Genomic DNA, 15,339 nt, shown 5'->3' with positions numbered 1-15,339 from the left:
GCTTTTATTTTATCTTTTGAAGAAAATTTAGCCATAAAAAATGCACCTCCAATTGTTAGTTATGTGTCTAACAATTGGGGTGCACTTCAAAGTTGATGGGCTTTTTAAATGAACAGGAATTGGAAGGAGTAGTATGGATAAACGGAAAAAGGAATGGTGGTGTGGTAAAAACTTTTGATAAAGAATCAAAGAAACTCATTATAGCAGTTCTTTCGCTTACTAACGCGAAAGAAACATTGGCATATTTATATCAGACTGTAGATCAAGCGATATTGTCTCTAACAAATATTCAAAAGCAATGGAATACAATGGGTGCAAATTATACAGATTTATTGGATAATATCGATTCTATGCAAGACCACAAATTCTCTTTAATACCAGATGATTTAAAAGCCGCTAAAGAAAGTTGGAATGATATTCATAAAGATGCAGAATTCATTTCAAAAGATATTGCTTTTAAACAGGAGTAGAACTGAAATTTAAAACCTAAATTGGAGGAAAATGAAATGATAAAAAAAATCCCTTACAAATTACTCGCTGTATCGACGTTATTAACTATTACAACTGCTAATGTAGTTTCACCAGTAACAACTTTTGCAAGTGAAATTGAACAAACGAACAATGAAGATACAGCACTTTCTGCAAATGAAGTGAGAATGAAAGAGACCTTGCAAAAGGCTGGATTATTTGCAAAATCTATGAATGCCTATTCTTATATGTTAATTAAGAATCCTGATGTGAATTTTGAGGGAATTACCATTAATGGGTATGTAGATTTACCTGGTAGAATCGTACAAGATCAAAAGAATGCAAGGGCACATGCCGTTACTTGGGATACGAAAGTAAAAAAACAGCTTTTAGATACATTGAATGGTATTGTTGAATACGATACAACATTTGATAATTATTATGAAACAATGATAGAGGCGATTAATACAGGAGATGGAGAAACTTTAAAAGAAGGGATTACAGATTTACGAGGTGAAATTCAACAAAATCAAAAGTATGCACAACAACTAATAGAAGAATTAACTAAATTAAGAGACTCTATTGGACACGATGTTAGAGCATTTGGAAGTAATAAAGAGCTCTTGCAGTCAATTTTAAAAAATCAAGGTGCAGATGTTGATGCCGATCAAAAGCGTCTAGAAGAAGTATTAGGATCAGTAAACTATTATAAACAATTAGAATCTGATGGGTTTAATGTAATGAAGGGCGCTATTTTGGGTCTACCAATAATTGGCGGTATCATAGTGGGAGTAGCAAGGGATAATTTAGGTAAGTTAGAGCCTTTATTAGCAGAATTACGTCAGACCGTGGATTATAAAGTAACCTTAAATCGTGTAGTTGGAGTTGCTTACAGTAATATTAATGAAATGCACAAGGCGCTTGATGATGCTATTAACGCTCTTACTTATATGTCCACGCAGTGGCATGATTTAGATTCTCAATATTCGGGCGTTCTAGGGCATATTGAGAATGCAGCTCAAAAAGCCGATCAAAATAAATTTAAATTCTTAAAACCTAATTTAAATGCAGCGAAAGACAGTTGGAAAACATTACGAACAGATGCTGTTACATTAAAAGAAGGAATAAAGGAATTAAAAGTGGAAACTGTTACTCCACAAAAATAGGGAAATATTAATTCTGTTGTAAAGTGAACTAAAACATAGAAAGTCTATGATTACACTGTTAAACAGAAAAGTAATAATTAATAAATCCTTATATAACAGAAAGGCGGAGTCTCATTAAAGACTTCGCCTTTCAATTATATATAAGTATGATTCGAATAAAAAATAACCTTGTAGTTTAATTGCTTTTTTAAAATTTGCAACAGAATCGGTTAATTTGAAGCAGATTATATACATTTTCTTTAATACTTAATGATTTGAAGGCTGCTAAAGAAAGTTCAAACGATACTGATAAAAGATGTAGAACTCATTTTGAAAGACATCGCTTTTTAATAAGATTAGAACTTGAAACCATACCTTATATAGGAGGAAAACGAAATGATGAAAAAAATCCCTAATAAACTACTCGCTGTATCAGCGTTTTTAACTATAACAACTACTTATGCAGTCATACCACTAGAAACTTTTGCAATTGAAATTGAACAAACGAACACTGAAAATATGTCTCTTTCAGCAAATGAAGAACAGATGAAAAAAGCTTTGCAAGATGCTGGTTTATTTGCAAAAGCTATGAATGAATATTCTTATTTGCTAATTAATAATCCAGATGTGAGTTTTGAAGGAATAACTATTAATGGAAATGCAGATTTACCTAGTAAAATTGTACAAGATCAAAAGAATGCAAGAGCACATGCTGTTACATGGAATACACAAGTAAAAAAACAGCTTTTTGATACATTGACAGGCATTATAGAATACGATACAAAATTTGAAAATTATTATGAAACATTAGTAGAGGCGATCAATACTGGAAATGGAGATACTTTAAAAAAAGGGATTACAGATTTACAGGGAGGAATTCAACAAAATCAAAAGTCTGCAAAAGCATTAATAGAAGAATTAATTCAATTAAAAAATGCTATTGGAGAAGATGTTAGAACATTTGGAAGTCATAAAGAGACATTGCAATCGATTTTAAAAAACCAAGGTGCTGATGTGGAGGCTGACCAAAAGCGTCTAGAGGACCTTTTAGGACAAGTAAAATATCAGAAAGACATAGAATCTAAGGGGTTAGACATGGTGAAAATCCCCTTTATTCCAACCTTGATTGCTGGTGGCATAATGATAGGTGATGCAAGAGGTAAGTTAGGTTGGCTAGAACCTGAATTAGCAAAATTGCGTCAGACTGTAGATTATAAAATAACATTGAATCGTGTAGTTGGAGTTGCATTTCATAATATTAGTGATATGCATAGTATGCTTGATAGTGCTATCACTGCTCTTACTTATATGTCTACGCAATGGGAGGATTTAGATTCTCAATATTCGGGTGTACTGGGACATATTGATAAAGCTGATCAAAAAGCTGATCAAAAAGCTGATCAAAATAAATATAAATTCTTAACCCCTAGCTTGAATGCAGCGAAAAACAGTTGGAAAACATTAAAAACAGATGTTGTCACTTTGCAAGAAGGGATAAAAATTGCAGAGAAAAAAGAACAGGATTTTTTGAATCAGCTTCGTCCATCAAACGTTTTCTACTTTTATAAAAAAATTCATAACGCATACACTTTTGAAATAAAGACTGGAACAAATGCGCCAAATGCGTCTTATAAAGTTATGAATTTAACTAAAAACACTGTTCATAATATGTGGAGTGGAGGGGCTAATACTAACATGTGGGCTGATTGGCTTTCATTCAATCCAAATGATGAATTTGCGGTAGTAGCAGTAGTGGATGGTAAAGAATATGTTGTGTATAAAGACAAAGTACAAAATATAATGAACTGAATCTGAAAGTAACGAAGTAATTGGAGCTGGAGAATAAACTAGACACCAAGTTAATTGAAAAATCTCCTTATATCCTAGAATATTTTGCTCAAGAAAAAGAATTTGTTCAGCGAAAAAGTAAATATTGAATCCAAGGAGTTAGTTGTATTATGTGTATGGTTTTACCGAAAGGTTTCAAGTACATTACTCATACAATTATGTAGTTATCCTGAAGCATCTACAGGTGTTCTTATCGACCTTGAAGAACTACTTAGCTTCCTAAGTGGAGTGATTTTATGCAAAATTAAGTGAACGTTTTTGTACATAGATTAGTTGACATTTATATAGTTTTTTTCCATTTTCATAGATAGTTTTGTTTTTTATGTTATTTTTCAAAAATGACTGCTGAAATTTCTATATTCATGACTCAGTATATAATCATTGTTTGATGAAATGACATACCATGTCCCTTAGAGTTTCAGACATATTACGATAACTTAAAGAAAAAAGATAATAGTAGTCAACGGTTACTATTATCTTTTTTGAACTATTTTTCATTAAAATATCTCATCTGCTGTGCCCCTTATTTATTTTTCTAGATTTTATCCTAGTTTAAAATTTATGCATTTGAACTGTTTATACAATTTGTAGGATTTTTAGCTTTTTTGTCGAATACACTTAATGCAAGGAGGGACATTACATGATTATTAAAGATTATTTCATCAACCTTTCTATTTTTTCTTTATTAGTTAGCGCAGCAATATTTATTCAAGTGTTTACAATTAATTCTAGTCGACATTCCGAAAAGCTCTATGGAGGGATTATTGCAGTTACGTTAATGTTCTTTTCTTTTCCATACATGGGATTTTCCTACGATCTTCGAGTTGTTCCTCTTATTCTATCTTTTATTTACTTTGGTCGTATTGCTGGTTGGATTACGTTAATTAGCATAATTGTAATGCGTATCTTTTACACTGGAGGGTACTGGGAACCTCCTGTGATTGCTTATTTAGGTATGGGGATTCTATTTTCTACCTTTAAAACTTATTTTAAAAAACTACATCCTTTTAAAAGTGCATCGTTATATTTTTCTGTTTTTATTGGAATAAAGTGGTTAGTTGGCGTATTATTTAATACTACATTACTTTACACAGGAGGCTTATTATATATAGCATTAGGACTTTTAATTGGGCTATTTCTTATGGAAGCCTACCAGAGATTGTATTATTTAACACAGGACTTATCTAAAATGAATCGAGAATTAAAAAAATCGAAGCAAGAACTTGCAGATACCGTACATGAGCTTCAAGGAGGAATTTTTAAATTTAAAAAAGTAGGTAAGCACTTTATACACACTTTATGTGATGGACAGTTTTATTATCAAAACGGATTTTATTCTGAACAGGTGGTAGGAAAAAGCTTACGTACTATTGATGCTTCTATTGTTCCTCCACATTTAGTTCCACAATTGATGAAGTACTATCTTCAGGCATGGGAAGGAAAAGAAATTATATTTGAATTACCTTGGCCAAATGATAAAACTATTATTCTTATTGCGCTTAGGCCGATTAAACGAAATGGACAAGTTATTGAAGTTGTTGGTTCTACAGTTGATATAACCGAAAGGAAAAAGGTAGAATCAGAATTAAGCGCTACCAAAGAATTATTGGAATCATTTATAAAGCACAATCTAGATGCTATTACCATTTCTGATCGAGAAGGGCATATTTTACAAGCGAATAAAGCTTATGAAAAGATATTTGGGTGGTCATCACAAGAAATCATAGGTAAGAGATTACCTTGTGTACCAGATTTTTTAATGGAAGAATCGCTTAAAAATATTCAGAAAATTCTAACGGGTGAATCTGTGGTTACTAGATTAGAAACTGTTAGACAAAGGAGCGATGGGAGTCTTCTTGATGTCAGTCTGACAGTTTCTCCTATACTAGATGTAAGAGGAAATGTGATAGCTTTATCAGCAATATGTAGAGACATCTCTGAAAGAAAACAAGCAGAAAGAGAACGACATCGATTACACCAGCAATTAAGAGATAGTGAAATGAAGTACCGTGCACTAATCGAACAAGCAACTGATGCGGTATATATAGTAGAGCTGAATGAAGATAATGCTCCAAGTCGATTTATTGAGGTAAACCCTGTTGGGTGTAGAAGATTTGGATATAGTAGAGAAGAGTTGCTCTCATTATCATTTTCAAATATAGTACCACAAGATTCTCAAATGATCGTAAGGCTATTAGAAAAAATTAAAAAGGGACAAACTTCCTTCACTTTGCAAGATGAATATGTTTTTCCAACAGGAAAAGTAATAACAACTGAGTTTAGTGTTCGTGTTTTTAACTTAAATGGGAAAAAAGTTTTCCTAAGTATTTCTCGTGATATCACTGAACGGCTAAAAACAGAAGAATTATTACGAAAATCTGAAAAACTTGCTGTTGTAGGACAATTAGCGACTGTAATGGCTCATGAGATTAATAATCCATTAACTGCAATGAAAGGGTTCATGCAATTACTAAAATCAACGGAAAATGAAAATAATCAAGGTTATATAAATATAGTATCATCAGAGATTGAGCGTATAGAGAGTATTACAACTGAATTTATGGCGGTAGCCAAACCACAGGTGGTAAAAATAAAACCTAATGATATTAGTGTGCTAATGGATCAAGTTTTAATGCTACTACAACCTCAAGCAATGATGAATAATATAAAAATTAGAATCGATCTTAACCCTGGTATTCCATTGATTTCATGTGAAGGAAATCAATTAAAGCAAGTATTTGTTAATATATTGAAAAATGCAATTGAATCTATGCCGATGGGAGGAGAAATTCTCATTCAATTAAATATACTTGATAATAATCAATTAAGTATTCGTTTTATCGATCAAGGGTGTGGGATTCCAAAAGAACGTATACCATACCTCGGAGAACCTTTTTATAGTATTAAAGAAGAGGGGATTGGCTTAGGGTTAATGATCTGTTATAAAATCATTGAAACACATCAGGGAAAGGTATTTATTGAGAGTGAAGTGAATAAGGGAACTACAGTTGAAGTCACTCTCCCTATTTGTACACTTCAAAATTAATATGTTCTTTTATTGAAATTTTTTAAGAAACCATACAAAATGTAATGCTATTAAACAAAAACTGAATAGAACTTTCTATCGTTGTTTACAAGAGGAAATGACAAACGTAATAAGACATGGAGAAGCAGGAAACGATACAAGTCTTGTTACAATATCATACAAATCATGTAATACTTCCAAAACAAGATTGTTTGTATATGTCGAAGAGTTATATCCATATACGTCTCCCGATACACTTAATCAATTGATTATAGAAGCTGGTGAATAAAACGAAAATGCAAGTATCATAGGCATCATTTTCTATCTTCGTGTGTATGGTTAATCAACAAATCTCTTACTTAACTGCGAAGTCAGTTTAGAAATCATAACAGGGATTTTATTAAGCTTGGAGGGAATTAATCGACACTTTAACTTAGCTTCTGCAGCTGTCTACTGTTCAAAAAATAATTTCTGTATGTTATACCAAAAATAAAGAATGTACTTTTAGAATTTATAAAAAATATAATTAGGATTAAATTAAAACCTTCCAAAAAGCATGTTATAAAAACATCCTTTCTTTAGAACCAAAAGAAAGGATGTTTTTAATATCGTAACTATGTTTTAAAAAAAATCTTATTTTTACTTTTAATACATTTTTTAACTAATTTTGGTTAAGTTATTTTCAAAGAGGTTATTGCTAATTCGATGGATATATCTATATATCACCATGCCTGATTTTTAAAATAGAAATTTCTTAAAAACTATATGTAACTTCTTTCTGAAAGGAAGGTATTATCAATTGAAACCGTATGGAAAAATACCTGATAACTCTATAAAATCTTTACAGGATTTAATGCAATTACTAAAAAAATCTAAAGATTTTATAACGTTGGAAATTGCTTCTAATAATTCCTCTATAGTCATTTCATATTTTAGAACCTTAATCGATGTAAATATATTTCATGAAGAGGTTTTGACTTATATAAAAGAGAAGAGCTTCAATTCGTTACAAGATATTCACTCTGCCTTACCTTTTGAGAATTCAAAAATAACAAATCAAATTGAAGATATTCAGGATAGTATTTTAAATGGCTATATACTTATTCAGTACGATACAGATAAATTAAATTGTTTGTTAGTAAATGTGTCAAAGAAAGAAAAAAGGGATATTACAAAAGCTGAAATTGAATACAATATTGTGGGTCCGCAAATCGCATTTGTCGAAGATTTAGATGTGAATTTAAATTTAGTACGTAGAAAGCTTCCAACACCGTATTTACAAATGAAAGAATTGAAAGTAGGATCTCTCTCTAACACAACTGTTGCGATTGTATTTATTGAGGGAATTGTAAATGATCAAAATCTACAAGAAATTATAAAAAGGGTAAGTCAAATAAAAACAGACCATGTTTTAGATAGTACTTATTTGATGCAGTTAATTGCAGACAACCCGAATTCTATATTCCCTCAATTTTTGAATACAGAACGTCCGGACCGTGTGGCAGCTGTATTAGCAGAAGGGAAAATTGCACTTTTTGTAGATGGCTCGCCTTATGCCATCACTCTTCCAACAACATTAATTGATTTTTTTTCTACGACAGAAGATTACACCATGCCTTGGATTATAGCCTCTTTTTTTCGTCTATTAAGGCTTTTTGCTTTTATATTTTCTGTCTTAACGACTCCATTATATGTCTCGATCTTAACATATCATTACGAGCTTATCCCAAAAGAACTTCTTGAAACGTTAATCATATCGAGAAGTAAAGTACCTTTTCCTCCATTAATTGAAGCACTTTTTTTAGAAATAACAATTGAATTACTGAGAGAAGCGGGGGCACGTTTACCAACTAAAGTGGGTTTAACTGTCGGTATAGTAGGTGGTATTGTGATTGGACAAGCATCGGTAGAAGCAAGTCTTACAAGTAACGTACTTATTATCATTGTTGCACTTTCAGCTCTTAGTTCATTTACAGCACCAATATATCGTATTGGTAATACAATTCGAGTAATTCGTTTTCCTTTTATAATATCTGCACACCTATTGGGCTTATTAGGAATTGTTTTAACAAGCTCTTTGCTTTTAGCACGCTTATTACGTACAGAATCATTAAGACGTCCTTATTTGTTTCCTTTTTATCCTACACGCCCTACAGATTGGAAAGACAGTATTATACGTATGCCGATCTCAGCGATGTTTCGACGTCCTATTTTTTCAAGGTCTAAACAGCGTTTTCGCTTTAATCCAGAAGAGGTAGAGAAAAATAAAATACTATCAAGAAATGATTTCGATGATTGAATTTAACAGGGAGGAGCATTATGAAACAGATCCCAATTGAGTATCAAGTCTCTCCATATATGGTATTTTTTTTAATTATTACTATACAGATGGGAGTTGGTATGCTTGGTTTTGAAAGGATTAGTGCAAAATTAGTTGGAAATGATGCGTGGATTAGCACGCTACTTTTTGGAATATCTGTTAATGTTATGATTTGGATCATATATCAGATTTTAAATCAGGGTAATGGAGACATCATTGCAATCAATCAAAACGTACTTGGAAAATGGATTGGTGGATTGCTCAACTTCATTTTTTTATCCTATATTGTATTGTTAGGTGCAACAACACTACATACTTATATCGAAGTAGTACATGTTTGGATGTTTCCTTCAATTTCATCTTGGGTTATAGCGGGGGCTTTTTTGGGTCTATGTTATTACATTGTTACTGGAGGATTTCGTGTAGTTGCCGGAATCGGCTTCTTTGGAATCGTTATCCCAAGCATTCTAATCTTCACATTTTTTTATCCTTTGCAGTATGCAGATTTCCGGAATTTATTTCCAATTGCACAGCATTCATTCCTAGAAATTATGAAAGGAATGAAAGGAAATATGTTTAGTTTTTTTGGATTCGAAATGTTATTGTTGTACTATCCATTTATTAAAAAGGCAAGAACGTCTCAAAAATATGCGCACTATGCAAATTTAGTAACGACTATTGTCTACACATACCTTATGATTTTAACTCTTGCATTTTTTAGTGAAAAGCAACTTGCGAACGCGATATGGGCATATTTAAGCATGATTAAAATTATACAATTTCCCTTTATAGAGCGGTTTGAATACATTATTGTTTCTGTTTGGGCTTTTTTTATATTACCCAATGTTTCCTTTACATTATGGGGAGTAAGTCGTGGTATAAAAGAGGCACTGGGAATAAAGCAAAAATATGTTTTGCCAGTTATCATCCTATTCATCTTTATTTTGTCATTTTTCTTGAATAACCGTAATAAAATTAACTTATTAAATACTTGGACAGGTCAAATTGGCTTTGTATATATATATGTATACCTACCTGTACTATGGCTAATTCAAACGGCCAAAATAAAGTTAAGGAGATAAACATGAAGCGATGGATACTTTTCCTTATATTAAGTGTCTTCTTAATAGGTTGTGCTAAAACGAAAATTGTGGATGACATTGACTTAGTTCAGGTTGCGGCATATGATACCGAAGCAGAAGGTAAGCTAAAAGGAACCTTTGCGATTTCAGCTTATAAAGGAGGTGGGGAAGGTGAAACAAAAATCTATTCAGCATCAGGCCAGACTGGTAGAGAAGTTCTTGCAAGAGCATCCGAAAAATCTTCTGGACCTCTAGAGTTGGGTCAATTGCGTGTTATTATATTTAATGAAAAAATAATTGAAAAGGGAATGCAGGAAATTTTAGAGACTTTGAACCGAAATCCTAGTGTAGGAAATGCAATTTATTTAGCAATTACAAATGTAAAAGGGGAATCACTATTAAAGGGGAACTATTCTAAAGAAAAAGAAATTGCTTCTTATCTATCCTCTTTACTGGAGCAAAATATGAACAATGGGACGCAACCAAAAACAAACTTTTTTATGTTTTTAAATCAACTTGATGATGATGCGAGAGATTCCTATTTACCGATGATATCTAAAAAAGGGAATGTGTTGGAGTTAAATGGAATAGCACTTTTTAAAAGATGTAAAATGGTTGATAAAGTGAACCCTAAAGATTTATTTGTATTTAAATTGTTGACAGATAATTTTAAACAAGGTACATACCAATTCAAACTACCTGGTTCTTCAAACACTTATGCCACGATAGAGAATATAAAAGCTAGAACAAAATATAAGATGGAGGGGAATAGTAAGCATCCATTCGTAAATGCTCATATTCAAGTTAAAGCTGAAATTCAAGAATTTACAAAAACAAAAAATCTAGATAATCCTAAAGAAATAAAAAAATTAGAAAAAATTATGGGAAAAGAAATAGAAAAAAAAGCAACTACATTGATAAAGAGATTTATTAAAAAAGACACAGATCCTATAGGACTTAGAAAGCTTGGTAGAACTCACGTAAGAAAATGGAACAGTCAAGAATGGGAAGAATCCTATAAACATTTACGTTTTCGTGTAACTGCTGATGTAAAAGTAACCCAATCTGGTGTTACAGAATAAATCAAATAAGATATGGGAAATTTTAATAAAAAATATAGTCTCGCAGGAGATTAGGGAGAAGAGAAACTATTAACAAAGAATTTCATAAACATTAAGATGCTTTGTTAATATTTTTTATACCTGTAGCTTTATCACTTACAGTAATTATAATAAAAGAACACCGAAACAAATTCCCGATACCACATAATTATAAGAGGACAATAAAGCATCAAGATATAATGTATGCTTTGTCTGGAAAAAAGAATTAAGTACTTCAAGGTTAAACACTTTTAAAGTAGTAAATTCGTTGCTTGTAGCACTTCAACTAGACTGTGCCCCCGAAAGTTAGAAAGGTCGGTTTATTAAGTAGCCTCTAGGGAATGAGCCTAGTATAATACTGGATTCATTTCCTTTTATTTTTCCTTGATTCTTTCATGATTATAGTACTTTATATACTTTGCTAAGTCTTGTTTGAATTCTGTTATACTTTCAAATTCTTTCGATACAGAAATAGACATACAAAAACGCCATTCTTTTTTATAAATCTACAGAAAGAATGGCGTATTCTTCAAAAGTGAGTTCCTTTATTGAAAAGCTTTAGTTCTATATGACAGATAAAAGGGCAAGCAACGCTAAAATAGCGAGAAGTCCTTGTTTCATGATAATTGATTTATTGGATGTGAAACCTCCGAAAATAGCTACTACCACTACACAAATGATGAAAAATAATTGAATCATATAACCAATGGGATTATTTCCAAGTATAAGTCCCCAAATGAGGCCAGCTGCTAAGAATTCATTATATAAACCGTTTACAAATTAATTGTCTAAGTATTTCTAAGTTTAAAGAGTGCAGTGTCTTCGTTTTTTATTGAATTAACTTTTACATGTTGGTTCAATATTTTCTATTCTCTTGGAACTTAGTTCTCGTTTACTTCTCACAAAAGCAATAAAATCTATTATCTCTTCTGTTGACAGTGCTTCTCCATCTATTAAAAGTGTTGAATCTGAATCGTTTAGGAGTCTTGTAATATCAATTACATCTTTGTTTTGATGTGAATGTTCAATTCGACCTAATATATAATCTACAGATGTATCAAATAAATCGGCTATTTTAGATAAAGATTGTAATGAAGGTAATCTATAACCATTTTCATAACCAGCATAGGTGCTTTTCGCAATCCCAAGTCGATCTGCTGTCTCTTGTAAGGACCATTTTTGATTTTTTCTTAATTTAGATAAACGTTCCAGCATTCGTCTCATACCCCATCTAATTTTATTAAATTAATTATAACATAGAAAAAGAATCAAGAATAGAAAAAAGTACGCGTATTGAATACAAAATCTTGATTAATTCAAATTAAGTTCTATAATGATAAATATAAATACGCATTACGCGAACGATATATCGTTGTTTATTTTATGGAGGGGTTGTGTATGAAGAAAATTTTATTACTTGCAACTGGTGGGACAATTGCATCTGTGGAGGGGAATGAGGGGCTTGTTCCAGGATTGTCCGCTGAGGAATTATTGAATTATTTTTCGAAGTCTTCTCGAAACTTAGAAATAGATTGCAAAATCTTAATGAATATTGATAGTACCAATATGCAACCTGAGCACTGGAAAGAAATAGCTAATGCTGTTTTTAATCACTATGATGACTATGACGGGTTTGTGATTACACATGGAACGGATACGTTAGCTTATACATCTTCCGCGTTATCTTATATGCTTCAAGGTTTAAGAAAACCAGTTGTTTTAACAGGTTCACAAGTACCTATTAGTTTTAAAAAGACAGACGCAAAGAAAAATGTAGCTGATGCTCTTAGATTTGCCTGTGAGGATGTTGGCGGTGTGTTTATTGTTTTTGATAGTAGGGTGATTATTGGGACGAGAGCAGTTAAAATGCGAACAAAAAGTTATGATGCATTTGAAAGTGTGAATTATCCATATGTTGCTGAGGTAAATGAAGATGAAGTGAAATATCATTGGAAGCCAACGTCCTCCCATAATGAACTTTCAATAAATACTAATTTATGTACGGATGTTTTTCTTATGAAATTGTATCCAGGTACAAAACCAGAGATATTTGATTGTTTAAAAGATTTGTATAAAGGGATTATTATTGAAAGTTTTGGTAACGGTGGATTACCTTTTGAAGGAAGGAACTTGCTTTCGAAAATTCAAGAGTTGACTGAAATGGGGATTGCTGTAGTGATTACTACTCAATGCCTGGAAGAAGGAGAAGACATACTTCTCTATGAAGTAGGACGGAAAGTGGCACAACATCAAGTAATATTGTCTGGAGATATGAATACGGAAGCAATCATAGCAAAATTGATGTGGGCGCTTGGGAAAACTAATAAATTAGAAGAGATTAAAAAAATTATTGAAGAGCCTTTAGCCTACGATTTAACAATAAAATCTGATAAGGATTGGTAATGACTTCATATGATTTATTTAGGTTTTACATTTAATATGGGGGAGAAATTAAAATGGCAATGACAAACAAGAACGTGCGAGTGGAGAATGATTTTTTGGGAGGAAAGGAATTACCTATTGAGGCATATTACGGAATTCAGACTTTACGCGCTGTTGAAAATTTCTCGATTACAGGGTATAAAATTCATGAAAGTTTAATTAGAGCGTTCGCAATTGTAAAAAAAGCAGCAGCGCTTGCGAATACAGATGTAGGAAGATTGGAATTGAACAAGGGCGGCGCGATCGCAGAAGCTGCTCAAGAAATTCTTGATGGAAAATGGCATGATCATTTCATCGTAGATCCAATCCAAGGCGGAGCAGGTACTTCAATGAATATGAACGCAAATGAAGTCATTGCCAATCGTGCTCTTGAATTATTAGGAATGGAAAAGGGAGACTATCATTATATTAGTCCAAATAGCCATGTAAATATGGCCCAATCAACAAATGATGCATTCCCAACGGCGATTCATATCGCAACGTTAAATGCACTAGAAGGCTTATTACAAACGATGGGTTATATGCATGATGTATTTGAATTAAAAGCAGAACAGTTTGACCATGTTATTAAAATGGGTCGTACACATTTACAAGATGCGGTGCCAATTCGTCTTGGACAAGAGTTTAAAGCATACTCTCGCGTACTTGAACGTGATATGAAACGAATTCAACAATCGCGTCAACATTTATATGAAGTAAATATGGGGGCAACTGCAGTTGGTACAGGCTTAAATGCAGATCCAGAATATATTGAAGCAGTTGTAAAACATTTAGCTGCAATTAGTGAATTACCGCTTGTTGGTGCAGAAGATTTAGTAGATGCGACGCAAAATACGGATGCTTATACTGAAGTATCTGCAGCGCTTAAAGTATGTATGATGAATATGTCTAAAATTGCGAATGACCTTCGCTTAATGGCATCAGGTCCACGTGTTGGTTTAGCGGAAATTATGTTACCAGCTCGTCAACCAGGTTCATCTATTATGCCAGGGAAAGTAAACCCTGTTATGCCAGAAGTAATTAATCAAATTGCGTTCCAAGTAATTGGTAATGACCATACAATTTGCCTTGCTTCAGAAGCAGGACAATTAGAATTAAACGTTATGGAACCAGTACTTGTTTTCAACTTACTTCAATCGATTAGCATTATGAATAACGGTTTCCGTGCTTTTACAGATAATTGCTTAAAAGGAATTGAAGCGAATGAAGATCGTTTAAAAGAGTATGTTGAGAAGAGTGTAGGAATTATTACAGCCGTGAACCCTCATATCGGTTATGAAGCAGCAGCTCGCGTTGCGAAAGAAGCAATCGCGACAGGGCAATCTGTTCGAGAACTTTGTGTGAAAAATGGTGTACTGTCACAAGAAGACTTAGAATTAATTCTAGATCCATTCGAAATGACACACCCAGGGATTGCAGGAGCAACTCTTTTAAAGAAAAATTAAAAGAAGAGGGGGGACAAGCCCTTCCTCTTTTTTTCAATATAGGGATGCTATATGTGAATAGAGGTAGGGATGTTATGAGTAGCTTCTAATGCTTCATTAGAAACGACATTAAGAGGAGCAGAATTATAATTAACATCACTTTTAAATAAAGAGGATTTATTTAAAACATCCTATCATATTAACAACAAGCTTACATGAATCTTTATAAAGAGCTATGGCCAACCACGAATAAATAGTTGGCCATAATGATCTTAAAGATCCATATCTTTTAATCCGGGACTATGCTCATTTGGCATTTCAGGAAGTTCTGGTACAGGAAAACCTTTTGGTGGGTCAGTTACTGTTAATGTTCCTTTATTTCTACTTGGAGATTCACGTGCGCCCATACGGGCATTTAGAGATTCAACTCTAGCAAAGTTGTAGGCTCAGGTCTCACAAAAGCCTATCATCAACCAACTTATCCA

9 protein-coding genes and 6 pseudogenes are annotated in these 15,339 nt (G+C 32.6%); 11 read left to right on the top strand and 4 right to left on the bottom strand.

Annotated features, from left to right (window positions below; genetic code table 11):
- Positions 1–203: 203 nt before the first annotated feature.
- From MR169_RS26670 to MR169_RS26625, 9 genes and pseudogenes are all read left to right on the top strand, one after another.
- Positions 204–470, top strand: a pseudogene (locus tag MR169_RS26670) (hemolysin BL lytic component L1); the annotation flags it as partial.
- Between the two features lie 36 nt (positions 471–506).
- Positions 507–1,634 (top strand): hemolysin BL binding component B, encoded by a 1,128-nt coding sequence (gene hblA, locus MR169_RS26665; RefSeq protein ID WP_000591968.1) that lies wholly within the window; start codon positions 507–509, stop codon positions 1,632–1,634.
- 375 nt (positions 1,635–2,009) lie between these two features.
- On the top strand, positions 2,010–3,422 hold the full coding sequence (hblB, locus tag MR169_RS26660) for a hemolysin BL regulatory component HblB (protein WP_242320320.1): 1,413 nt from the start codon (positions 2,010–2,012) through the stop codon (positions 3,420–3,422).
- Positions 3,423–4,101: 679 nt separating this feature from the next.
- Positions 4,102–6,507 carry a PAS domain S-box protein gene (locus MR169_RS26650; RefSeq protein ID WP_242320319.1) on the top strand — a complete coding sequence of 802 codons (2,406 nt, stop codon included), beginning with the start codon at positions 4,102–4,104 and terminating at the stop codon, positions 6,505–6,507.
- A gap of 151 nt (positions 6,508–6,658) precedes the next feature.
- A pseudogene (locus MR169_RS26645) lies at positions 6,659–6,973 on the top strand (hypothetical protein); the annotation flags it as partial.
- Positions 6,974–7,339: 366 nt separating this feature from the next.
- On the top strand, positions 7,340–8,785 hold the full coding sequence (locus MR169_RS26640; RefSeq protein ID WP_481746829.1) for a spore germination protein: 1,446 nt from the start codon (positions 7,340–7,342) through the stop codon (positions 8,783–8,785).
- Between the two features lie 20 nt (positions 8,786–8,805).
- Positions 8,806–9,888 carry a GerAB/ArcD/ProY family transporter gene (locus tag MR169_RS26635; RefSeq protein ID WP_000809707.1) on the top strand — a complete coding sequence of 361 codons (1,083 nt, stop codon included), beginning with the start codon at positions 8,806–8,808 and terminating at the stop codon, positions 9,886–9,888.
- A gap of 2 nt (positions 9,889–9,890) precedes the next feature.
- Positions 9,891–10,970 (top strand): Ger(x)C family spore germination protein, encoded by a 1,080-nt coding sequence (locus MR169_RS26630; RefSeq protein ID WP_000832864.1) that lies wholly within the window; start codon positions 9,891–9,893, stop codon positions 10,968–10,970.
- Positions 10,971–11,107: 137 nt separating this feature from the next.
- A pseudogene (locus MR169_RS26625) lies at positions 11,108–11,298 on the top strand (hypothetical protein); the annotation flags it as partial.
- Between the two features lie 64 nt (positions 11,299–11,362).
- Here MR169_RS26625 and MR169_RS26620 read toward each other — a convergent pair.
- The 3 genes and pseudogenes from MR169_RS26620 to ansR form a co-directional block, all read right to left on the bottom strand.
- Positions 11,363–11,449 (bottom strand): annotated as a pseudogene (locus MR169_RS26620) (IS3 family transposase); the annotation flags it as partial.
- 103 nt (positions 11,450–11,552) lie between these two features.
- A pseudogene (locus MR169_RS26615) lies at positions 11,553–11,759 on the bottom strand (DUF1304 domain-containing protein); the annotation flags it as partial.
- A gap of 66 nt (positions 11,760–11,825) precedes the next feature.
- Complete coding sequence (gene ansR / locus MR169_RS26610) at positions 11,826–12,203, bottom strand: HTH-type transcriptional regulator AnsR (protein ID WP_000893572.1); 378 nt, start codon at positions 12,201–12,203, stop codon at positions 11,826–11,828.
- A gap of 183 nt (positions 12,204–12,386) precedes the next feature.
- Here ansR and ansA point away from each other — a divergent pair, with 183 nt between their 5' ends.
- Positions 12,387–13,391, top strand: coding sequence for an asparaginase (gene ansA, locus MR169_RS26605; protein WP_000722299.1), 1,005 nt, complete (start codon positions 12,387–12,389; stop codon positions 13,389–13,391).
- 53 nt (positions 13,392–13,444) lie between these two features.
- Complete coding sequence (gene aspA / locus MR169_RS26600; protein ID WP_242320317.1) at positions 13,445–14,875, top strand: aspartate ammonia-lyase; 1,431 nt, start codon at positions 13,445–13,447, stop codon at positions 14,873–14,875.
- Between the two features lie 251 nt (positions 14,876–15,126).
- On the opposite strand, the pseudogene MR169_RS26595 reads toward aspA, so the two are convergent.
- Positions 15,127–15,249 (bottom strand): annotated as a pseudogene (locus MR169_RS26595) (manganese catalase family protein); the annotation flags it as partial.
- Positions 15,250–15,339: the final 90 nt, after the last annotated feature.

The sequence above is a fragment of the Bacillus cereus group sp. BfR-BA-01349 genome (assembly GCF_022663795.1).
Classification (GTDB): Bacteria; Bacillota; Bacilli; order Bacillales; family Bacillaceae_G; genus Bacillus_A; species Bacillus_A cereus.
This window is presented reverse-complemented; position numbering and strand designations above follow the sequence as displayed.